The sequence below is a fragment of the Wolbachia endosymbiont of Folsomia candida genome (genome assembly GCF_001931755.2).
Lineage (GTDB): Bacteria > Pseudomonadota > Alphaproteobacteria > Rickettsiales > Anaplasmataceae > Wolbachia.
Genome location: NZ_CP015510.2, coordinates 1,450,653 through 1,473,742, shown reverse-complemented (window position 1 = coordinate 1,473,742; position 23,090 = coordinate 1,450,653). Strand labels below are relative to the sequence as shown.

18 protein-coding genes, 1 tRNA gene and 1 pseudogene are annotated in these 23,090 nt (G+C 34.5%); 13 read left to right on the top strand and 7 right to left on the bottom strand.

The annotated features are described in order from the left end of the window. The first annotated feature begins 15 nt into the window (after positions 1-15). The 4 genes from uvrB to ASM33_RS06795 all read left to right on the top strand — a co-directional run bounded on the left by uvrB (position 16) and on the right by ASM33_RS06795 (position 5,459). On the top strand, positions 16-1,947 hold the full coding sequence (gene uvrB / locus ASM33_RS06810; protein ID WP_110409822.1) for an excinuclease ABC subunit UvrB: 1,932 nt from the start codon (positions 16-18) through the stop codon (positions 1,945-1,947). 138 nt (positions 1,948-2,085) lie between these two features. Continuing rightward, positions 2,086-3,411, top strand: coding sequence for a hypothetical protein (locus ASM33_RS06805; protein ID WP_110409823.1), 1,326 nt, complete (start codon positions 2,086-2,088; stop codon positions 3,409-3,411). Positions 3,412-3,503: 92 nt separating this feature from the next. Next, positions 3,504-3,704 (top strand): hypothetical protein, encoded by a 201-nt coding sequence (locus ASM33_RS06800; RefSeq protein WP_112477237.1) that lies wholly within the window; start codon positions 3,504-3,506, stop codon positions 3,702-3,704. Between the two features lie 42 nt (positions 3,705-3,746). Beyond that, entirely contained in the window at positions 3,747-5,459 is a 1,713-nt protein-coding gene (locus ASM33_RS06795) for a hypothetical protein (protein ID WP_110409825.1), read from the top strand. Positions 5,460-5,806: 347 nt separating this feature from the next. Here ASM33_RS06795 and ASM33_RS06790 read toward each other — a convergent pair whose 3' ends face one another. Next, positions 5,807-9,244: a UvrD-helicase domain-containing protein gene (locus ASM33_RS06790; RefSeq protein ID WP_110409826.1), complete on the bottom strand. Its 3,438-nt coding sequence runs from the start codon at positions 9,242-9,244 to the stop codon at positions 5,807-5,809. 81 nt (positions 9,245-9,325) lie between these two features. On the opposite strand from ASM33_RS06790, the gene ASM33_RS06785 reads away from it, so the two are divergent. The 6 genes from ASM33_RS06785 to ASM33_RS06760 all read left to right on the top strand — a co-directional run bounded on the left by ASM33_RS06785 (position 9,326) and on the right by ASM33_RS06760 (position 16,175). Continuing rightward, entirely contained in the window at positions 9,326-10,192 is an 867-nt protein-coding gene (locus ASM33_RS06785; RefSeq protein WP_110409827.1) for a 4-(cytidine 5'-diphospho)-2-C-methyl-D-erythritol kinase, read from the top strand. Positions 10,193-10,196: 4 nt separating this feature from the next. Beyond that, positions 10,197-10,562, top strand: coding sequence for an Mth938-like domain-containing protein (locus ASM33_RS06780; RefSeq protein WP_110409828.1), 366 nt, complete (start codon positions 10,197-10,199; stop codon positions 10,560-10,562). Between the two features lies 1 nt (position 10,563). Beyond that, entirely contained in the window at positions 10,564-11,373 is an 810-nt protein-coding gene (locus ASM33_RS06775) for a metal ABC transporter permease (RefSeq protein WP_110409829.1), read from the top strand. 82 nt (positions 11,374-11,455) lie between these two features. Continuing rightward, positions 11,456-12,874: a hypothetical protein gene (locus ASM33_RS06770; RefSeq protein WP_110409830.1), complete on the top strand. Its 1,419-nt coding sequence runs from the start codon at positions 11,456-11,458 to the stop codon at positions 12,872-12,874. Between the two features lie 266 nt (positions 12,875-13,140). Then, complete coding sequence (locus ASM33_RS06765) at positions 13,141-14,517, top strand: hypothetical protein (RefSeq protein ID WP_110409831.1); 1,377 nt, start codon at positions 13,141-13,143, stop codon at positions 14,515-14,517. A 161-nt stretch (positions 14,518-14,678) separates the two neighbouring features. Further along, positions 14,679-16,175, top strand: a complete 1,497-nt coding sequence (locus tag ASM33_RS06760) for a proton-conducting transporter transmembrane domain-containing protein (RefSeq protein ID WP_110409832.1) — start codon at positions 14,679-14,681, stop codon at positions 16,173-16,175. A gap of 46 nt (positions 16,176-16,221) precedes the next feature. On the opposite strand, the gene ASM33_RS06755 is transcribed toward ASM33_RS06760, so the two are convergent. Continuing rightward, positions 16,222-16,572 (bottom strand): diacylglycerol kinase, encoded by a 351-nt coding sequence (locus ASM33_RS06755; RefSeq protein WP_110409833.1) that lies wholly within the window; start codon positions 16,570-16,572, stop codon positions 16,222-16,224. Positions 16,573-16,690: 118 nt separating this feature from the next. Between ASM33_RS06755 and virB9 the strand changes: the two genes are divergently transcribed. Further along, entirely contained in the window at positions 16,691-17,476 is a 786-nt protein-coding gene (gene virB9 / locus ASM33_RS06750; RefSeq protein WP_110409834.1) for a P-type conjugative transfer protein VirB9, read from the top strand. Between the two features lie 190 nt (positions 17,477-17,666). On the opposite strand, the gene ASM33_RS06745 is transcribed toward virB9, so the two are convergent. Together ASM33_RS06745 and ASM33_RS06740 are read right to left on the bottom strand one after the other, a co-directional pair. Continuing rightward, a complete protein-coding gene (locus ASM33_RS06745) occupies positions 17,667-18,626 on the bottom strand; it encodes a hypothetical protein (protein ID WP_110409835.1) in 960 nt (319 codons plus the stop codon). Between the two features lie 95 nt (positions 18,627-18,721). Continuing rightward, positions 18,722-19,972 carry a pyruvate dehydrogenase complex dihydrolipoamide acetyltransferase gene (locus tag ASM33_RS06740; protein WP_110409836.1) on the bottom strand — a complete coding sequence of 417 codons (1,251 nt, stop codon included), beginning with the start codon at positions 19,970-19,972 and terminating at the stop codon, positions 18,722-18,724. Positions 19,973-20,126: 154 nt separating this feature from the next. Between ASM33_RS06740 and ASM33_RS06735 the strand changes: the two genes are divergently transcribed. Next, positions 20,127-20,603 carry a hypothetical protein gene (locus tag ASM33_RS06735; RefSeq protein WP_110409837.1) on the top strand — a complete coding sequence of 159 codons (477 nt, stop codon included), beginning with the start codon at positions 20,127-20,129 and terminating at the stop codon, positions 20,601-20,603. Positions 20,604-20,625: 22 nt separating this feature from the next. On the opposite strand, the gene ASM33_RS06730 is transcribed toward ASM33_RS06735, so the two are convergent. From ASM33_RS06730 to ASM33_RS06720, 3 genes and pseudogenes are all read right to left on the bottom strand, one after another. Next, positions 20,626-21,468, bottom strand: coding sequence for an SPFH domain-containing protein (locus ASM33_RS06730; RefSeq protein ID WP_110409838.1), 843 nt, complete (start codon positions 21,466-21,468; stop codon positions 20,626-20,628). Then, positions 21,468-21,961, bottom strand: a pseudogene (locus ASM33_RS06725) (M23 family metallopeptidase); the annotation flags it as partial. The pseudogene ASM33_RS06725 and the gene ASM33_RS06730, both read right to left, overlap by 1 nt. A 176-nt stretch (positions 21,962-22,137) precedes the next feature. Beyond that, a complete protein-coding gene (locus ASM33_RS06720) occupies positions 22,138-22,878 on the bottom strand; it encodes a YebC/PmpR family DNA-binding transcriptional regulator (RefSeq protein WP_110409839.1) in 741 nt (246 codons plus the stop codon). A gap of 110 nt (positions 22,879-22,988) precedes the next feature. Here ASM33_RS06720 and ASM33_RS06715 point away from each other — a divergent pair. Further along, positions 22,989-23,071 (top strand) — tRNA-Leu (locus ASM33_RS06715). The last annotated feature ends 19 nt before the right edge of the window (positions 23,072-23,090 follow it).

The following is a 23,090-nucleotide window of genomic DNA, read 5'->3' as shown; positions in this document are numbered from 1 at the left end:
TAGGAGTTTCGGCTTATGGAATTTCAACTCACTACACATTTTCAGCCAGCTGGTGATCAACCACAAGCAATCGATAATCTAGTTGCAGGGCTGAGCAACAATAAAAGAGATCAAGTTTTACTTGGAGTTACTGGTTCTGGAAAAACTTTCACTATGGCAAATGTTATAGAAAGAACTGGCAGACCTGCTTTAATTATGGCACACAATAAAACCTTAGCAGCACAGCTTTATGAGGAAATGAGAGGATTTTTTCCAAATAATGCCGTGGAATATTTCATTTCATATTATGATTACTATCAGCCAGAAGCTTATTTACCACAAACTGATACTTACATTGAAAAAGACTCTGCAATCAATGAAAGAATTGATATGCTTCGTTATTCCACAGTTTGCTCTCTTTTAGAGCGCAGGGATACAATAGTTGTTGCAAGTGTATCTTGCATATACGGTCTTGGTTCGCCTGAAAGCTATCTCAGCATGACTATACCTCTTAGTGTAGGGAATAAGATTCGTGTTAATGATTTCTTGGGTAATTTAACTGACCTGCAATATAAACGCTCTGACACCAGGTTTGAAAGAGGGTATTTCAGAGTGCGTGGTGATATTATTGATATATTTCCCTCACACTCTGAAACTAAAGCTTGGCGTTTATCATTGTTTGGCGATGAAATAGAAGAAATTTTTGAAGTTGATGCTATTACTGGCAACGTTATCAAAAGCGTAAATAAAATCACCATTTTTCCAAACAGCCATTACGTAACGCCGCGTAATACACTGCTGCAAGCGGTTGATTTGATCAAAAAAGAGTTAAATGAACGTCTGGATTATTATTATTCAGATGGCAAAATTGTTGAAGCAAAGCGCCTAGAGCAACGCACTAATTTTGATATTGAAATGATGAGAGCAACAGGAACATGTAAAAGCATTGAAAATTATTCACGATATCTATATGGAATGGAAGCAGGAGATCCACCGCCTACTTTATTTGAATATTTACCAAAAGATGTGATTTTATTTGTTGATGAAAGTCACGTCACTGTTCCTCAAGTAGGTGCAATGCACAGTGGCAATCAAGTACGTAAAGAGAAATTAATTAACTACGGCTTTAGGCTTCCTTCCGCTTTTGATAATCGTCCACTAAAATTTGAAGAGTGGGAGGAAATGCGTCCACAAACCATTTACGTTTCAGCCACTCCTGGAAAGTATGAACTGGCAAAGGTCGAGAATATTTGTATAGAGCAAGTTATCCGTCCTACAGGGCTTACAGACCCAATCTGCATTATAAAACCAGTAGAGACTCAAGTTGATGATGTCATTCATGAAGCACAAGTCACAATAAAGAAAGGATTTTGTGTTCTAATTACCACATTGACAAAAAAAATGGCTGAAAATTTATCTGAGTATATGAATGAACTGAATATTAGAGTCAGTTATTTACACTCAGATATCGGTGCACTAGAAAGAATAGATATCATCTGCAAATTAAGGTCTAAAGAGATCGATGTACTAGTAGGTGTGAATTTATTGAGGGAAGGTCTTGATATTCCTGAGTGTGGTCTGGTTGCAATTTTGGATGCTGATAAAGAAGGATTTTTGAGATCGGAAACCTCATTAATTCAAACGATTGGACGCGCTGCACGTAATGCTGAGGGTAGAGTGATTTTATACGCGGATAAAATGACTGGTTCTTTGGAACGTGCACTCAAAGAGACTGAAAGAAGAAGAAAGAAACAGGAAGAATATAATGTATTGCATAATATTACGCCGAGGACTATAACAAAGGCTATATCGAATACCTTGCAAGAGAAAGCAATGAAAGAGCCAGGAATGAATGCAGATGGAAGCAAAAAAGAGCTACAGAAGAAAATGCTGGAGCATGCTGACAATTTAGAGTTTGAGGAGGCAGCAAAGATCAAATTGCTTATTGAAAAATTAAATGATGTATGATAGATAACATAAGGAATGTACAAATAAAAATGCAGTGTTATTATGTACATCATGTTATTATGTACATATTAGGGTTAATAATTATTCAATACTTTATACTGTAAAATAAATTATTATGTTTTAAAGAGGGAGGGTTAAATGACAGAATATTTTGACGGGTTTGATAATGATGGTGATGCTAGTAATAGCTCAATCTTTCAAGCAAGGATTAGAGAGGAAGATTTAACTTCAGCACAGAAAATAGATGAGATTGTAAGAGCTGCTGACAAACTAGTCAGAAATGCTATGTTGCAAAAACAATCTTATGAACAAATAAATCAACAATGCGAACAAATAAATCAACAAATTAATACCAGGTTTGAGGGTTTGTTACATAGAATAGAGTCATATGTTGAAGCAAATGATTCAAGTGATGCTGAGGGAGTGTTGCAGATAATCTATGAGATGATTAAGAATTTCTTTGATGCGCTTGGAATATCTGTAAAAGGGCAAAATTTGATGAAGTTCTTAAAGAAAAAAGCAAAAGACAAAAGTTGGCTTGCTTCGATAATCAAAGAATTATGCGATAAACTTCGCAAATTACTTGGTCAAATTTTTAAAGAAGATTTAGGTTGGGATGAAGCGTTAGAGAAAGAAATAAAAAAATTAGAAGATAAGTTGGATGCAGGTGGCTTATCTGAAGAGGCAATGCTGGAAATATCGGAAAGATTAGAAGCACTAAGAACAATGAAGCTTAAATTTCAAATGGCTTTTATGTCATTTATGCTTACAAGTTTTTTTGCATTTTTAGAAAGTGATTTGGTAGCTGCAATTGCTCAAGAAACCTCTACAGAGGAGAACAAAAACACAGAATCAAAAGAGTCAGAAGTGAAACAAGCAAAGGAAAATGCTGAAGGGGGCGTAAAAGTAACTGAAGGAAATAAAAAAGATGTACAGCCTAAAGAGCTAGAAAGGCCGCTGACAAACCCTAGAGAAATTAAAGATGCAAAAGAGAAACCAACTATTCCTTCTCTCAAACCAGATCTTGATCTTTTCGACATTCTGAAAAGCCTAAAACTTGATCTAGGAAAATTTATTGAACCAAATCAAAAAGAAGTGAAAGAAAAACCAAAACAAGCTGATCCTGCACCTACGCCTCAACCTGCTGCAGCAGCTCCAGAAAAGGTGCCTGAGGTGAAGCCAGTGCATGACCTTTCTCAACGAACTGGAGTTGTTAATATAGAAGAAAGAATGGATGATAATAGAAGTCTTAGTCAAAAAGAGGTGTTCACAACTAAATCTCCTGATAAGCAAGAGAGCAATTTTTGCGGAAAATTTTCAATGAAAGTTACTCGCCGTGGTGAAAAGCCTGAGGAAAAACAAAATTTCACTAAAGCTGAACCAAGTAATGAGCAAGTTCGATCAGAGTTAAAAATTGATAATGTAAGTAAAGCTGTGGGTATAAATTGTGAGCGTGGTATGTGAAGCGCTTATGTTAAAAAAATATAAATAAGTGCTTGCGCTTGTAATTTATTACCAATATACAGAGGGAATAATTTTTATTAATGGAGGGTAAAATGCCAAACGATAAAGGTAATAGTTCTAAAACTAAAGAATCATCAAGCTATGGTTCAGTGTGGAAACCAACTTCAAACTATGAACCTGTTACATATCCTACTTATAGCAGTAGCAGTAAGAGTAAGAAAGAAGATAACCCTAGTGGAAAGTTAAACGATCCTAAATCTACCAGCTCTGGTAACAGTAAAGGTAAGTCCTGATAACGGTAAAGGTAAGTAATATTAATTTTAATAGGAGTAGTTATGCTTAGTTATAATAATAAGTTAATAAGTGAATTTGTCGAAATAAATAAATTTGTAGAAGAGCATGCAGCGCTATGTATTGCTCAGAGTTATTTCTCTGGTACTGTGGTTAATTTTCATGTAGATGTAAAAAAAGGAAATATTGTTATTCCTTTTTCTAATTTGAGTTTCTCTGATGTAGAAAAATATCTTATGCATATGGGAAATAACCTAATAAAGCGCCACTTTGGTTACATAGATGATGCGGATAAAACGTTTTATCGAGATTGCTTTCCATTTGGGCTTTCTGAGGGAGAATTAGTATGTGATGAAAATGATGAGCCAAAAGAGCTTATTGTTCCGATAACTCACGAAGTAGCTCTTAATCTTAATCGTCTTGTCATCAGTGAAATTCATAGAAATGTTGAGTCACGGATGCTTGTAAATTTGAAAAAGGAAGGAAAAAGCCAAGAAAAAGCTTTGGAGATTTTGAAAAAGGTTCAGCTAATGCCAGTAGATAAATCACTGCCTTACGGGTGTCGCATACGTATTAATGACAGCTCTTTAGTTGATGATTATATTAAAAATTTCGAATATTTAATGTATGAGAGGCATGGTCAAAATCGTAATTTAAAATTTTATAAATTGAGTAAGGATAAAACAGAATTGTCCTTTATAAACATGGATAATTCTGCTTTTATCGATGGAGTAAAGAAAGGTATGATCAAGGAAATAGCACGTGATTTTAGAACTCCAGGAAAAGTAGAGTCTAAAATTGAAAATTTTAAAAATGCCATTGCAGGGTTCATTTATGAGTCTACAGAGAAAGTAGTTTGTGGATTCGATATCATTAAATACACAGAAAACGATAGTGATTTTTTCCTTGTACCTTTAGTAAAATTGGATGGTCAAACAAGATTTTTGAGCAATGAAGACAAAATTAGGTTTAATAAAGAATGTGAGAGAAATGGGTTAGGTAGTAATGTTTTAGCTGATACTTATATTAAAGATGTAGGAAAGAGACCAACTTTCTTACGTGAAGGGCTCATTCCTCTAGTTCCTAAAATTATGAAGTCTTCAATTGGATATAATGAAACAAGCAAACGTTTTGAATACGCAATTAATCTTGGCAATTTTTACAAGTCAAACGGAGTTATTCCTCAAGTTGCCAATTCCGGACCTTCATCCCTAGGTGTTGACTCTTCTGTTGTAGGTTCTAAAGGTAGCCTATCCTCTAGTGGCAGTAATAATAGTGGTAGCAGTAGTAGTGATAGCAGTAGATCAGTGTCACCTGTGCCACTTGCACAACTTGTGCCTAGAAATTATTCTAATAGCAGCCTATCTCAAGGTAGCAGTGGATTTGCTTCATCTCCTTTTGGAACAAGCCCTGTTGAAGACGAGAATAGTAAGTCGTCATATAAAAAAACATGCCATAAGCATTTCTCTACTGCATCTGTTGATACTTTTGGTCAATCAGTAGCACTTAAGATACCTTCTATTGAAGTAACAGAACCTAATGAGGAGAAGGGGGCAGCAGGTTCTTCTTCTGCGAAACCGTGTAAAGCACTAAGTGAGACTAAAGTTGAGTGGTGCATAGATCATCCTGATGCTAAGGAAGTAGAAGGTGAAAAGACCCAAGGGAATCAATCTGGCGCCACGGATGGTGATCATGTCAAAAAATTGAAGAAGAAAAGGAGTGCAGTTGAGACGTTGATTGGATGTATAACTTCGTGATCTTCTTTAAGCTATGCCAACTCTCCCAAGTTGGTATAGCAATTTTTATTCTTTTAATTTTAAGCATTACGCCTATTGGGAATAGTAGCTGACATTGGAATCTATAAGGTGTCATCCAAGTAGCGGACTACTCGGATCTGGCGAACTTTGTTTGCAAATTAACCTAGTGGATAAATATTGAAATTCGCACCAGAACATAACATTATGGAGGAGTTACACGCAAAAATAGATCCCAGTGTCACGCACTGGGATGACACCATTTTTGCCTTCAAATTTGCAATGTTCGTATAGATGTGGAATAAATCGCGGTATGACGTAGGGAGATCTTACTTGTTATAGCTATAACTCTAATCAAAAAGCGTTGTTGTTAAATCTTCTACCCAAACAACCATGCACTCTATGTGCTTATTTTGGTATAATTCTTGTACTAAGATTTTGTAGGTCAACATTTGTTTTTTTATCTCATTTAATGATGAAGTAGAAATATTACGGTGTGATTTATAGTCAATGATAATCACCTTATCTTCTGTTATGCATAATCTATCTAAACGTACTAAAACTGATTCGTTGTCAACTATACCGCTCAGCGCAATTTCTGATTTGCCTTCCAGGTCAAACAAGTAGTCATATTTTTCATTAAAGGCTAACATCTTGCTGTAAATTTCATCCTTATCTTCACTAGTGTTTATGTTCTCAAGATATTTTTTTACCCAATTTTTTCTCCTTTCTTTCTCTATTTTAGGCATGTATTGCAGTATATTATGAATAATCAGGCCTCTTTCATAGCCATCTGCCGAACGAGTAGCTGTCGTGTCGGTGTCATTCCAGCGCGTGACGCTGGAATCCAGAAAAAAAGAAGCATGGATCCCAGTGTCAAGCACTGGGATGACAGGAAAGGGCGCTGGAATGACAGAAAATGGTGTTGGAACAACAGGAGAGGACGCTGGAATGACAGGAAAGGGCGTTGGAATGACAGGAAAGGGCGTTGGAATGACATCGGAATGGGTTAAAGCCGGCGGAAGTGAGATTACTGGAATATCAAAATAGTCACGTTTCTTATAAATGTAAGGGTAGTTTGAATTTATACATGATATTTCCATTTCCTCTTTGAACATTGGAATTTTCTTCTTTTCAAATGGCCCTCCATATGAAGTTACCAAATCATACCAAGAGCCCTTTTGTACTGGCTCCTTGCCTAAAATATATAGTTCATCCTCAGCACGTGTGAGCGCCACATATAGTAACCGTAAATATTCATTATAGTCCTCAATTTTTTTCTCTCTTTTTATTTGATCACAATAAGCATTATTGTTCTTTCCACACCAAAATGGCACTCCAGTTTCATCAAAAATGATACTTTCACTGTTTCGTGGCACTGTGTTTGTATCAACTAAAAACACTATCGGGGCTTGCAGACCTTTTGATTTGTGAATCGTCATTATCCGCACAGCATTGCGACTGAGTTGCATATCATTTTTAATCTCTGGATTATTTTCTTTTATCCACTCAGCAAACGCTTGCAGAGATGGGTTTTCAAATTGCAATACAAGCTGCATAAATTCATCTATAACTTCAAAGCACTCAATGCCGAGCCTTGCAGCAAATTTTTTCTTACCTGTACGTAGTACATGCGTAAATAACGTAAGCGTTGATTCTTTACGAGATAAATTGATGAGGTTGTTTAATTCGCTATAAATGCTTTCAGAGTAATTCCTTAGCCTCTCCCAGAGTGATTGTTCTTTTCGATCATATGCAATATTAAATAGATCATCTTCGGTAAAATTAAATAGCGGTGATTTCAAAACATTTGCAAGAGCAAGGTCATTTTCTGGAAGGAGCAAAAATTCAGCTAAAGCTATGAGATCTTGCACAGCTATGTAATCCATAATTCTAAAATAATCCCGTCCTACAACTGGTACATTTGTTTTTTTGAGTTCACTTATTAAGTAATCAACTAATACATTTCGTTGTCGCACCAAAATCATGATATCTTTTGGCTCTATATGACGATCTTTAGCTACTAAAATTCGCCCTTCATGTAGCCAATTGTGAATTTTGTGTGCTACCCTTTTGGCGAGTAATCGGTCCGCTATTATATGGCCTTCCCTACACGCTAGAGGAACTTGCAAAGCTTGCCGTTCTTCTTCCTTGCATTTTGGTAATAATGGCCAAATTTCAATGTATCCTTGGTCATTTTCCCTATGTGGAACGTGCTTTATCTCATTATCATTAAAAGATATTTCTGCGCGGAAGTTGTTAAATAATCTATCTACAAGCATTAAAACTTCTGGGGTTGAGCGAAATGACTTTTCAAGTTGGCACGATATCCAATCTCTGCCACCAGTTTTCATATCAAAATATTGCTGCATATAGTTAAATAAATGAGGATTTGCCCCTTGAAATCTGTAGATTGACTGTTTCACATCGCCAACAACAAATAAGGTTCGTTTTTCATCGTTACCTGCAAAAAACTCATCACAGAGATTCGTTATAATCTTCCACTGACTGATGCTATTGTCCTGTGCCTCGTCAACCAAGATATGATCTATTTTTTGATCTAAATTAAATAATACCCAATCTTTGTACTCTGGATTGCTTAGGAGATTTGTTGCTAAGTCAATTATATCGTTGTAATCGAGCAGTGCATTTTTCGATTTTTCGCTGTTATATAAATCAATATATACCTTAAATATTTTGAGCAAATGGCTAGTCCTTTCAAATATTTGATAAGCATCTAAATCTGCTACATAAGAGAACACTGCATCCTGAACACTTTCTATTATTTGCTTTGCCTCTGGAAATTTTTCCAAAACACCTTTTGTTATGATAGATGATAGGCTTTTCTTTTCATTCGATTCTGATTTTATGAATACCTTTGCTAGGTCTTCTATTCCATTATCATTCCTGTGCCTGACACTGGAATCTACTAGACCTGGTGTCATTCCAGTGCGTGACACTGGAATCCACATATTTTCTTTCTGGATCCCAGTGTCACGCACTGGGATGACAGATGATTTCACGCTATTTAGTAAATTATAAAGTATTGCACTGTAATTTTGGTCTCTCTTACTACCCTCACTTAATATTTCAGCTAATCTTTTTATGCACTCAGTTGTTTCTTCTGGTGAATCATGAACTTCATCTGGGGCACTCAGTTTATCTTTGATGTATTCCAAGCTATTAGATATCACGCACGTATTTTTTTCATAGATCCCAGTGTCAGCTACTTGGATGACAGAAAACGCTCTTTTCATACATAAAGTATAAAGCAAATCACTTAGTTTATTTTCGTCAATTTCAGCTGCAATAAGGTTAATACTGTCCTGCACAGTTTCGTTATGCAGCACTTTATTAAACACGGTGTAGTGTAATTCTTTGCATTCGCTCAGAGTACAATTTAGAGCAATACCAGCTTCTATAGGAAAATTGGAGATTAATTTATAACAAAAAGCATGTATGGTTTGTATGGTTAAACCAAAATTTTCCAGTTCAGAGAAAAGTCTTCTTGCTTGAGTGAAGTAATGGTCAGAAATTTTACCACCGAATAACTGTCCTAGGTCCATCATTAACTCACTATTTGAGCATATTGCCCACTTACTTAGCGTGTCATGAATGCGATTTTCCATTTCATTTGCTGCAGCGTTGGTAAATGTCAGGCAGAGGATGTTTTTTTTGTTCTCTAGTAAGAGCCTTAATACTCTATCTATTAAGATTTTTGTTTTGCCTGTACCAGCGGATGCATTTACCCATACAGAAAAATTAGGATTTATTGCATTTGTTCTCATCAGAAGTGTATAAGCTGCATAAAAGTTGACTGAAATGATATTATAACTATACTGTAAAAGTGGTTTGAGTGAAGATATATAATGAAAAGTTTCTCTGTGAAAGCGCCTGCAAAGATTAACCTTTTTTTGCATATAGTAGACAAAAAGGAATCAGGATTTCACTTGATTGAAGGTTTATTTGTTTTTGCTAATCTGTCTAATTTTTTAGAGATAAAAGTAAGTGAAAAGGAGCTTAGACATGATTATTCTGAAGTTCAATTTATCAATTCTGAGTCCAAAATAAATAACCAATATAATACTGTAATGAAGGCAGTTAATATGCTTCTTAGATATGCTCCAAATCGCACTAAAGTCTTTGTAAAAGTTACGAAAAACATACCAACTGCTGCAGGTTTGGGTAGTGGATCCTCAGATGCTGGAGCTGTGATACGTACATTGGGAAAGTTATGGGAAATTGATAGGTCAATTTTAAATGAAATGGCTTTAAGTGTCGGTGCTGATGTTCCGGCAAGTGTAGATAGTAAGCCTGCTTTTGTTAGAGGTATTGGCGAAGAATTGTGCCATGTTAAAAACTTTTCTCTACCTAAATATGTAGTACTTGTAAAGCCAAAGAAAAAGTTTTTGAGCACACCGGAAGTATTTTCCAAGTACACAAAAGAATTTTCTAAGTCAATTGAGTGGAGCGATGACACTGAGAAAGATTTATTGAAGCTTGTTAAAGAAGCAAAAAATGATCTTCAAGATATAGCAATAGAACTTGTCCCTGAAATTAAAGATGTGATATCAGCACTAGAGTCACAAGAAGGCTCTATACTTTCTCGCATGTCAGGTAGTGGTGTGGCGTGTTTTGGAATGTTTGATAGTGAAGAAAATGCAAAAGCTGCTGCAGTTAATATTAGGGAAAAGCAGCCAGAATGGTGGGTATGTGATACTCAGTTAATAGTTTGATTTTATGGATATAACCCCCTTAATTTTTAATAATAAGAATCTTATAAATAGTTACAGCGAAGGGAGATTTTTAGTGAATAATCGCGAATATTGCGGCTCAATTATAATTTTTCCTGAAAAAGTAGTTGAATTGAGTGAAATTGATATAAATAACAGAGAATATTTTGAACGTTTCTTGATAGAAGGAGTAGAAATTTTGTTAATAGGTACTGGTAAAACACGAAATACACCGAATTTATCGGTTAAATCTTATCTTACTCAGCAAAAAGGTTTAAATTTTGAATTTATGACAACCGGTGCAGCATGCAGGACACATAACGTTTTAGTATCCGAGGATAGATTTGTCGTTACTTATCTAATAGCCATATAACATGCTTGAAATGTTTGCTCAGGATTTTTTCATAAACAGCCTAATTGCAGTAGTTATAATCAGCTTGATAACAGGTGCTTTAGGATCATTTATGATATGGCAAAGGTTATCATATTTAGGTGACAGCTTGTCCCATTCTTCATTGCTTGGTATTGCACTAGCTTTAATATTTAAGATCAGCCCATCGATAAGCATAATGCTTATTGCAATTGCATTTGCTATACTGCTTTCCATGAATTTTAATAGATTATATTCTGCTGATACGATATTGAATATTGTCACCAATGTAGTTTTATCACTCAGCTTAATACTTATGTCTTTTCTTCCATCTGGCAATAGTAGCATTATCAGCTCTCTATTCGGCGATATATTAACGCTGGACCAATATGATATAACATTAATTTTCTTAACATCTATAGGAGTTGCTCTAATGTTAGTGTTTAGGTGGCGATATTGGCTCATGATTTCAATCAATCAAGATTTGGCAATAGTGGAAAAAATTAATATCAATTTAGTTAGATTAGAATTTTTAGTTACTCTTGCTATGTTTATAGCAATTGCTGCTCAATCAATAGGGATATTACTTATTGCTGCATTTTTGTTAATACCTGCTGCATCTGCAAGGCTCATTTCAAAAACTCCAATGCAGATGATTATTATTGCAACAGTTTTTTCTGTGATTGCTGGAATATCGGGTCTCATGTTATCCGCAAGTTTTGACTTATTAACCGGACCTACGATCATACTTGTCGCAGCTGTATATTTAATTATTGCTTATTTTATGAGGTTAGCACTAAGTTTGCGGGGATAGTTTATTATTAAAAAAAGTTGCAATAATGATAGAGATAGTATATTATTTTACTAAATATAATATATAATTTAAGAGATTAACAATGAAAGTCACTAGTAAAACTATAACACGGTGTAAAAAAGCTAACAAAGATACGAAATATATCATTTATTTTAATGGTTGTGATGCAGATGTAGATTATCATTCTTCTAGTGATTGGGATTGGTGTGATGAAAATACAGTTGTAGATTTGTGTAATTATCCATATCATTCTGAGTGGCATAATCAAGATGTACTTGGCTTTTCAAAAGTAAATTTACTTTATTACAAAATAGGCATTTTTCTTGGTGCTGTGCTTTTTAATATACCTATAATTGCTTTAGTTCCAAATCCTATAATATTCATACCTATATTAGTAATTTCTACTTTAATTGCCCTTGGAGTAATTGTGGCACTTCATAAGGCAGAAAATTATATTAATAACAATCCTGACAAGCGTATTGATAAAATTAACAATATGAAACTTGCAGATATTGTCTCAAACGTAAGATTCTATACAAGAAGCGCAGACTCAGTTGCAGTAGGTGTGAAACGTGTTCTTGATCTATTAGAAAAAGGAGTACATCCCGATAATATTATACTGAACGGGTTTTCTATTGGTGGGGGAATAGATGCAAGAGTACATAAAATTTTCAAGGATCAAGGAATTCACCTGAGATGTCAGATAAACTCATCTTTCAGTTCAGCAAGCAATGCTATTACCTCCATATTACGTAATATTCATCACAAAAATAATTTAATTAAATATGGCAGCAAATTTTTGTTACTTATTCAAGGTATACTAATTAGGATCTTTAACTGGAATATTGAAACATATAAAACTATTAATTCAATCACTCCTTATACCATGTTTTTTAATAATGAGGGTGATGAGATTATAAGAGAGGATGCACAGCTAGTAACGAAAGTTAGAGAGATGGAGCAAAATTGTAAAAAGAAAAGCAGCCAAGCAACAGAAGATAAAATATTTGCAATACTTTTCAAAAAGCATACTATGCTGAAATCTTATGGTGAAGGAGGGAATACTCACTGTAACCCTCCAAGGACTTTAAGATCAACAGATTCTGATATTAATGCTGAAGATTTACACTACCTTTTCACTTATATGCCATATAATGTGGACGTGTTACATTCTAGAATTAACAATTTACCCAATTGCTCAGGTAATGAGAGAATGACCAAAGCAATAGATTCTCTATTGGGTACACTTGATGATCAAGAACGAAATGATCTAAAGAGTTTACTAGGTGAACTTAAAGAAAAATCTTGTCTTACTAAAAACCAAAATTACAGTTTAGAGACATACAGAAAGGGAATAGAAAAGTTAAAGAAATGGGTAGAGGGATACAATATATCATTTGTAGATCTTGCTAATCCAAAAACTCCAAATCGCTCTCTGATAATGCACACAAGTAACCCTTGTGTACAGTTGTTAAATAATGAAGGAATCCTTGTTAATTGAATTGTCAACTTTTAGCAAAAGAACTCGCCTCACATGTAGTTATTTACTTATTTTATTGGTCTCAGATTAAATTGTTTTGTTGGCTTAGCAACAAAATCCAATATCCATAATATTTAATCTTTTCTTACTTTATATTTTTAGTAAGTGAGTTATGCTAGAAGTATAGAGAAACATCACATAATCATAAAATTTTAATAAGATTGAAATAATCGAAAAAATAGTGTATTATTGTATTAGAGACATACATGTAATTCAGGAGATTAATAATGCAAGTCACTCACAAAACTATAATACAATCTAAAGAGGTTAATAAGAATACAAAATACATAATTTATTTCCCAGGAAATGCTGAAGATGTAGGTCAACATTCTTTCCAAGACTGGAGTTGGTGTGATAAAAATACAGTTATAGATTTATGTAATTATCCATATCATTCTGAGTGGCATAATCCAAATATACTTGGACGTTCAAAATCTAAATCTATTGCTTATCACATAATCACTTTACTACCTTTTATTGCTGCAATAGCTGCATTGTACTTTTTGACACCGTTGGCAGCAGCAATACCAGTTTCTATACTTCTTGGTGTAACCTTTTTAGTGACTACGTTACTTGTTAACAATGTAATGATTAGGTCAAATGCAAAGTTTTATACAAGAGGTGAAGATTCAGTGGCAGTAGGAGTAAAACGTGTCTTAGATCTATTAGAAAAAGGAGTAGATCCTGATAACATTATCTTGAAAGGACAATCTATTGGTGGAGGAGTTGCTGCAGAGGTATATAAAAAATTTGAGAGTAAAGGCATTTATCTTAGATGCCAAATATCTACTTCTTTTAGCTCAATCGCAGATGTTTTTATGCCAGTTGGTAATAATGGTAATAAAGAAGATCAGCGCTTGATAAAAAGAATATTGAAGATTGGGCATTGGGATATTGAAACATATAAAACTATTAATTCTATCACTCCTTATACCATGTTTTTTAATAATGAAGATGATCAAGTGATAAAAAAAAATGCACAGCTAGCAACGAAGATTAGAGAGATGGAGAAAAATGGTGAAAAGAAAAGCAGCCAAGCAACAGAAGATAAAATATTTGAGATACTTTTCAAAAAACATACTATTCTAAAACCCAATTCTACGGGCAGAAGACTTATGGAAGAAGTTAATAATAATACTCATAACTTCCCTCTACATTTATTAGAGTCGGCAGAATCTTCTTATATTAGCGCTAGAGAGTTACACTACCTTTTTACTTATCTTCCATATCATATGGATGTGCTGCACACTGAAGTGAACAGCTTTATAGAAAATGGATCTTATGGTGACTATGGTACAGATAATGATAAACAAAGAATAGTTGAAGTACTGTGGGATATATTCAATATCCTTGACCGTGAAGAATTAAACGAGCTAAAAGGCTTATTGGATAATTTAGATAAAAAAGCATCTTGCCTTACTAAAAACCAAAATTACAGAGAGACATCCAAAAATGGAACAGAAAAATTAAAGGAATGGGTAGAAAGATACAATATATCATTTGTAGATCTTGATAAACCAAAAACTCCAGGTGGCTTTTTGATTATGCATACAAGTAGCTCTTGTGCACGGTTGTTAAATAATGAAGAAATTTTTGTTAATTGAAGTTTCAACAGCTTGACGAAAAGATTTAAAGAAGCGGACAAAATCTCCTGAATCTTCGATCACACTCTGGGAGTGTATGTCTGTATAAAAACGTAGCAGTTTTTTATGGTTCTAATATAATTCAAGTTTACTTCCTGTCTTAAATAAAGATGAATTACTTAATGGATTGTATTTTAACACCTCTTTCCTTACCATTTTCAATCACTGAAAATTATCTATTAATAACAGCACTCATTCCACTTTTTGGCGCGTTAGCCATTTTTTTGACTGGAAAGTGGCAAAAGCTAAGTAATAGCATTACTGTTGCATCTTCTATTCTACTATTTATGTATGTGTGTATATGTACTGTATATTGGATGTATGGCGATCATTCTCAATTTATCCTTATGGATTTTGGTAACAATCTACATATCAGTTTAGTGCTAGAGTCAACAGGGTTAGTTTTTAGTTTGCTAATATCATTTTTATGGATATTAACCAGCATATATGCAATATGCTACATGCAAAATAACTATGCTGGAAGCAATTATTCAAATTTTTTGTGCTTTCTCTCGATATCAATAAGTTGTGCAATGTTTATTGCTTTTTCAGGCGACTTGCTTACTACATTTGTTTTTTATGAACTTCTTACCATCAGCACTTACCCTTTAGTCACTTACAACTCGACAAATGAGTCAATGATTGCAGGGCGCTATTACTTTGGCGTGTTATTTTTCTCCTCTTTAGTGCTATTTTTTCCTGCAATAGGACTGCTATATAATGAGTTTCATACTTTGGATTTTGTAAATGGTGGAATATTTAAATTTGATACTTCTTCCACTACTTTTATTGCAGTGTGTTTTGTTATGCTGATTTATGGAATAGGAAAAGCTGCACTGATGCCAATGCATTTTTGGTTACCAAAAGCAATGGTTGCACCAACTCCTGTAAGTGCACTGTTACATGCTGTTGCTGTTGTAAAATCTGGGGTTTTTATCATTATAAAAGTTATACTGTATACTTTTGGTGTTGATAATCTGCAACGTTTTGCTCAGCAAAATTGGTTTGCTGGAGGATGGTTAACGTATGCTGCAGGATTTACCATAATTACTGCATCACTGATTGCATTAAAGCAGAAAGAATTGAAAAAATTGCTTGCTTATTCTACCGTCTCTCAATTGTCATATATTATATTGTTTGCCTCAATCTTTAGCCAGCTCAGCATAAAGGTTGCAATTTTTCAGTTAGTTTGCCACGGATTTGCAAAAATCACTTTGTTTTTCATTGCTGGCACAATAATAACGCAAACAGGTGAGAAATATATAGATAGGCTGCACGGTATAGGACGCAGTATGCCACTTGCTATGACTGCGTTTACTATAGGTGCACTTTCTATGATAGGAGTGCCTCCTGCTCCTACCTTTTGGAGCAAATTCCTAATATTTCAAGCTGTTTTTAACTCTGGTAACGTAGTGCTTTCTGTATTTGTAACTCTAGTGTTAATCGCCAGCACTATACTTAACGCACTATATTTTTTACCGATAATTTATAATGCCTTTTTCTCAAAATCTTCTCAGAGTTCCTTTATTAAAAAGACGCCTGTTTTTCTGATTTTACCGCCGGTTGTTACGGCTATATGCACTTTGCTCGCTTTCTTTAGTTATCAAGTTCTATTTTAAAATCCTTCCGATTAGGTTTAAGTCAACAGAGCTTACGTATTAATAATTAATTTATTAAAATTATAACCCATATTATAAGGGCATTAATTAATGAAAGAAAGACTGCTGAGCTGCCTAAATCTTTGACCTTCTTTGAAAGAGCGTGCTGCTCACTTGAAATACGTTCAATCGTCGTTTCAAAAGCAGTATTGATAATTTCTACAATCAATACTAAGAATAAACTGCCTATCATAAGAATACGTTCTAAGTTACTTACATCAAGCACAAATGCAATTGGAACACATACTATGAAAAGCAATAATTCCTGTCTAAAGGCAGCTTCTGATGCAAAAACTGATCTTAATCCATCAAAAGAATACTCAAGTGCCTTTATTAGACGAATAATTCTTTTTTTCATTATAAAACTCTTTAACCTGTCTTTATGCAGTGTATCAAAAAATAAATGGAAGTGCCTTAACACTTGCAGTTTATATTGAGTAATGATAAAATATTAAGAATTAGTTATGTTTAATATTATGATCGCTTTATTGTTCGCTGTGTTTTTGTTTTTTTGTGGCGGTGATGCATCTGCAAAACAGGAGCCACGTGCAATAGCTGGAGATAATCATATCAAGGTGATAAACTATAATCCACAGGCTATACATACGTATACGGGTTTTTATGGTTATCAATCCAGTATACTGTTTGAACAAGGAGAGGTAATACAAAATTTTTCAATGGGTGATTCAACTGGTTGGCAGCTTCTTCCTCAAGGTAACAGGTTGTTTATTAAGCCTATAGATGATCTTGCTGATACTAATGCAACTATAATTACAAACAAAAGAGTTTATTATTTTGAATTTCATGCTGAAGAGGCAACTGGGCTAGATGATCCAAGATTAGCGTACGAAGTAAGGTTTCTTTATCCTCTGTTTAATAGTGATGAAATTTACACGACCAATAATGGCGATATCTTTGAGCAAGCTAGTCATACCATTATTCCAGATATAAACGATATTGAGGTTATAAAGAAGGGACTAAATTTTAATTATTCAATCTCACACGTTAAGGGTAGCCAGTCAATAATACCAATTAAGGTTTTTGATGATGGGAAATTTACTTACCTGCAATTTAACAAAATAAATTCTGATTTTCCGGCAGTTTTTATGGTTGATTCTGCAGGATATGAGTCTTTGATAAACTTCCGTACGGTTGATGATTATCTTATAATCGAAAGAGTAAGCTCAATTTTCACATTAAGGAATGGATCAAGTACAATCTGTTTATTCAATGAAAACATGCCTTTCAAAAAAAGTAAGTAATAACTGATTTTCAGCTAAGAAAAATAACTTTTTCCTGTATAGAATCAGTAATATTTAAACAATTTTTGAAAACAAGCAGTTGTCATTCCAGCGCGTGACGCTGGAATCCAGAAATTTTTTTACACTGGATCCTATGATCAAGTCATAGGATGACAGAAAAAATGGTAAACCTTACATATTTTGGCTATATTTAACGATTTTTACCATTAAATATATTCACTATCTCGCTTACGTTAACTCCAGAAACTTTCGATTGAAGTTCTTGATTGTATGAAGCATTAGGTTGAATGACACCTTTTTTGCCATTTCCTCTAGTAGGGAAATGCATAGGACTTTCTGCAGCTTTCTTCCTAGGAGAAACGTTATTATCAGACTTTCTCTCCATCTTAGGTTCGAAGGTTTTACCACTGTATGTATTAGCGCATCTTACTAGATTTGAATAGCCTCCAACAGGCTTTGTAAAATCAGGTTGCTCAATCTTTTGTGATTGGTGCTTTGGTTTAAATCTGTCTGGACTAACACGCTTTTTGTTTTTATATACTGGATCATCATCCATTGGATTATAAATTTTCGCATTGGTAGAAGATTTTTCAGCTTCTTCAGGAAGCTGAAAACGAACCTGCTTCTTCACTTTTGGTGCTTCACTTCTTTGTGGTTCCAAGCATGGAGTAGGATCATTTATACCTCCAAACAACATATCATCAATAGTTGCTGGATTTGATTTAGATTGTACATTTGGATTTTGCTCAAATGCATTTATGTTTTCCATCATCATTCTATCTATATCTGCTTGTGCTGACGAAGCGAGATCTTCAAAATCAATACTAGAAGTGCTTGATGAAGAAGAAATACTTCCGCTTCTTTCTCTTAATTTTCTAAAAGGATTTAATTCATTAGCCTCTTGCATAACGTTTACATGGGGCTTTTGCGGCTTTGAAACAGCAGAATGAGTTTTCTTTTTTGCATTCAGTTCGTTAAGACCAGCACCAACATTGTTCTTTCTTGCTGTTGTATGAATAACACCTGGTGATTTTACTTCATATTTGAATTTTTTAGCACCAGCCTTTGTAGGACTTGTGCCAACCGCATGATTCGCAAATATTGATTGGGCACTTTTGAATCTATCTTGTGATGTTTCTTGAGTAGTCATTTCTTTACCTCTAAACCTATTAACTATTTAAATTATAGGTTCAAAAGTATTAATTTTATAATAACAGGGTTAAATGACTATTTTGGGATGAATTTCTAAATAAGCATCGCCAGTGGATTCTCTATATAATTCTTAAAAGCGTTTAAGAACTTTGCCCCGAGTGCCCCATCAACTGCCCTGTGGTCAACGGAAAGTGTCACTGTCATTATTTCTGCTATCTCTATTTTTTCGTTCAAAGCAACTGGTTGTTTTTTAGATGCACCAACAGCCATGATACAGGACTGTGGAGGATTAATTATAGCACTGAAGGTTTTTATTCCAAACATTCCTAAGTTGGAAATAGTAAACCCTCCACCTTGAAATTCTTCAGGCCTCAATTTGCCAGATCTTGCTCTACCTGCCAAGTCTTTCACTTCTTTTGATATGGATAAAATACTTTTTTTATCAGCATTTTTCACTATAGGAGTAATTAACCCATCATCAAGCGCTACAGCAATTGAGATATCTATATTTGAATATTTAAGTATTTTATTATCTATCCACGAAGAATTGATATCTGGAAATTTTTTCATACTGAGAGCAACAGCTTTAACAACTAGATCATTTATTGTGACTCTATTACCTTCATTTGTAGAATTAATTTCATTCTTTAGTGACACTAGCTTATCAACCTGGCAGTCTACTGTGAGATAAAAATGTGGAATGTTTTGCTTAGATTCAACCAGACGCTGCGCTATTATTTGGCGCATGTTGCTAACTTCAAATACAGTATCTGCTTCACTTACACTATCATAACTTTCTGATTGTACTGTACTACCCAGTGATTCTAGCACATCAGCCTTAATTATACGACCATACGGCCCAGTACCTTTTAGTTGATTAGCATTAATCCCTTCATTTTGAGCTATTTTCTTAGCCAACGGGCTTATTTTTACCCTGTTTTCTACATAACTCTCTGTCATCTGAGTAGCTGACACTGGGATCCATTCTTCTTTTCTAGATTCCAGCGTCACGCGCTGGAATGACACCGAAGAGTCGGAAGTTGACTTTTCATTACTAGCAGAAGAAGTATAATTATCAATAGAGCTCCCATCTTCTCCTTCCTCTAGCATTAGAGCTATTAGTTGATTGACAGGTACACCACTTGCTCCTTCTTGTACAAAGATCTTTGCGATTACTCCTTCATCCACAGATTCGAACTCCATTATAGCTTTGTCAGTCTCTATCTCAGCAATTACATCACCTACTTCAACTTTATCTTGTTCATTCTTGTGCCATTTTACTATTTTTCCTCCGGTTTTACTCATTGTAGGAGAAAGAGCAGGCATTAATATTTCTATAGGCATCTATTATAAATTTAAAATCTATTCAATTTTTAATTTACTCTTTATCTGATGTCAATCTAATCGTGAATTGTAATGAATAAATTTATAAATTTTTCTTTACTTTGGTTAATATTTAAATCAAAGTACTTATTTAAAATATAATTAAGGAACAAATATGCCGAAAATAAAAGTAAATGGAATAATAAAAAGTACTAAGCCTTACAAAAAACGCACAATAATATATCAAGCTGTGAAAGATGATATAGATAGCGCAACACAGTCCTTGGAGCAACTTCAGTCAGGTTTAAGTAGAACAGAGTCAGTACAAGAAAGTAATCAGAATTTGGATGATTTAGATTTTGATGATTTAAATGAGGCAATAAGCAAAGACACCGGACCAGTTGTACACCTATGTGGGAATAAAGAGGATTGTAGGAAAATTGATACTCTAAGTGCTGAATTAGATCAAGAAGCAAGAAACCATGAAAACAAAACAGGTTTACCAGAAATAACTGAAGAGGATTGTAAGAGAATTTATGCTCTAATTAATGAGTTAAAGCGAGGAGAAAGCAACAATGAACAAAACAACACATGTTTATCAGAAATAACTAGTGAAAAAGTTGCCCAACCTGACCTTCTTGGCAGAAGTTAATTATGTAATGAAACTTGCTTACTTAATTATTATCTAAACTAATAGTTGGTTGTGTATCATGGTCAGAGATTAGAGTAATAAGCAAATTATTTATTAATTGAGCTTTTTGCTTTTCATCCAATTGTATACTTTTATTTTTTTTAAAGTGATCCATAACTTCCTCTACAATAACTATTGCGTTTTGCACTATGTATCTTCTTGCAGAGGTAATGGCATGTGCTTGCTGGCGTTTTAGCATCGCTTGTGCAATTTCTGATGCGTATGCTAAATGCGATATTCTGGCTTCCGTAATTTCAATTCCTGCAATATCCAGTCTATACTGCAACATAGACCGCAGTTCATCTGAAATTTTATCGGAATTTTTTCGTAAAGATTCCTCATCGCTTTCACTATCATATGGATAATTACTTGCTAACTCTCTTATTACTGAATCACTTTGCACAAAAACAAACTCATGATAATTACTGACGTTATAATACGCTTTTGCTGGACTATTCACTCTCCAAACAATTACGGCTGAAATTTCAATTGGATTGCCATTTGCATCATTTACTTTAATTTTTTCTGTATTGATATTATGAAATTTCAAGGAAACAATATACTTCATTGTAAATGGAATTGTTATAGCCATGCCTGACTGAAAATAAGTGCCAATATAATGACCAAAAAATTCTATCACCCTTGCTTCGTTAGGGTTATTAATAAAAAATCCCAGATAAAAAAGAAATGCTGAAGCAGCTCCAATTGCAATACCAACTTCAACATTGTATGACGCAGCAACTATTAACGCAATTAGCCATAATATTAACATAGGCCAAAAATTTACTCGTCTTAAACTTCTGTCATTTATTTCGCTTTTTTCCATTATTGGTCCCCCTTTGGTTCATTACCTACCCTAGCTACAAGTAGTTTAAATTCCTTTAATTTACTGTCAACCAGCTTCACTTCAGCTTCGTGTGCCCTACTGTCAGTGGATCTATATGTTTACCGTTGTGTATAATCTCATAATGCAAGTGAGGTCCTGTTGCAGCACCAGTGCTACCCACATAAGCAATGACTTCCCCCTGCTTTACTTTAGAGCCTAATTTTACATTATTATTAAATCTACTTATGTGTGCATAGCAGGTTGAATACTCACTTGTGTGCTTTATCCTTATATACTTTCCATAGCCGCCGTTATTCCCTATATATTCTATCACACCTTCCGCAGTAGCGTGTATTGGAGTACCAAGCTTAGCTGCATAGTCCACCCCTTTATGAAAAGCAATTTTGCCACGAATAGGATGCTTTCTATTACCAAATTTTGAAGATATACGATAATCACCATTTAAAGGCTTTATGAAAAGTTTGCCATTTTTAGACTTATTTAGACTTCCTACTGTGCTTTCTGTCATCCTAGTAGCTTGACTACTTAGATCCATATCTTCTTTTTTTCTGGATTCCAGCGTCACGCGCTGGAATGACACAGAGAGATCTGTTGTTGCTTTAGCGGTGTGTAATGGTAAAATACAAAGCAATATAAATGTAATCAACTTCATATACTACCAACAAAAGTAAAATTACCTTCTACATATTGTACATCATCGTTATCTTCTAGCTCTTCAACTAATGCAGATAATTTATCAATCAACTCTTTATCGCTAATTTCAATCAAATCTTTTGGCTGCCATGAAAGTCGAGCAAGTTCTGGCTCTCCAAATTTTTCATAAAAGGCATCACGTACTTTACCAAAATCTTTAACCGCGCAAGTTATAACATATACTTCTTCTGCATTATTTTCCTCAACATTGAGCACCTCTAATTCGATTCCATGATTAAATAGATCCTCAAAATTTGTGCCTTCTGCTTTATAAACGATCAAGCCGACATGATCAAAAAGATAACTAACGCTTCCTGTTTCTCCTAAATTTCCACCTTTGCGAGAAAAGATATAACGCACCTCAGAAGCAGTGCGATTGCGATTGTTTGTCAGAATATGAACAATAAATGAAGTAGCAAAAGGTCCGTGGCCTTCATATTGTATTTCCTCGTAATTTTCTCCTGCAATATTACCAGCTGCATTCTTTATTGCTAACTCTATTTTATCTTTTGGTAAATTTTCTTTACGTGCAGCAAATATAGCAGAGCGAAGGCGTGGGTTTAGTTCTGGGTCAGACAGCCCTTGCTTCGCAGCAACTGTTATCTCTCTAATCAGCTTTGTAAATTTTTGAGAACGCTTTGCATCCTGTGCACCCTTACGGTGTTTTATATTTGAAAATTGTGAATGACCAGCCATGTCCAAATAGTTAAAAAGCTAATTATATACCAAATCGTAGAGAAAATTAAAGCAAATTTTCAGGAAAGAATTTGACTAATTTTGTGTTGACTATAGCATTAAAACTTAAGGCCCCTGTGGTGGAATGGTAGACACGGCAGACTCAAAATCTGCTGCTCGTGAGAGTGTGCTGGTTCAAGTCCGGCCAGGGGCACGTAAAAATATTGGAAACC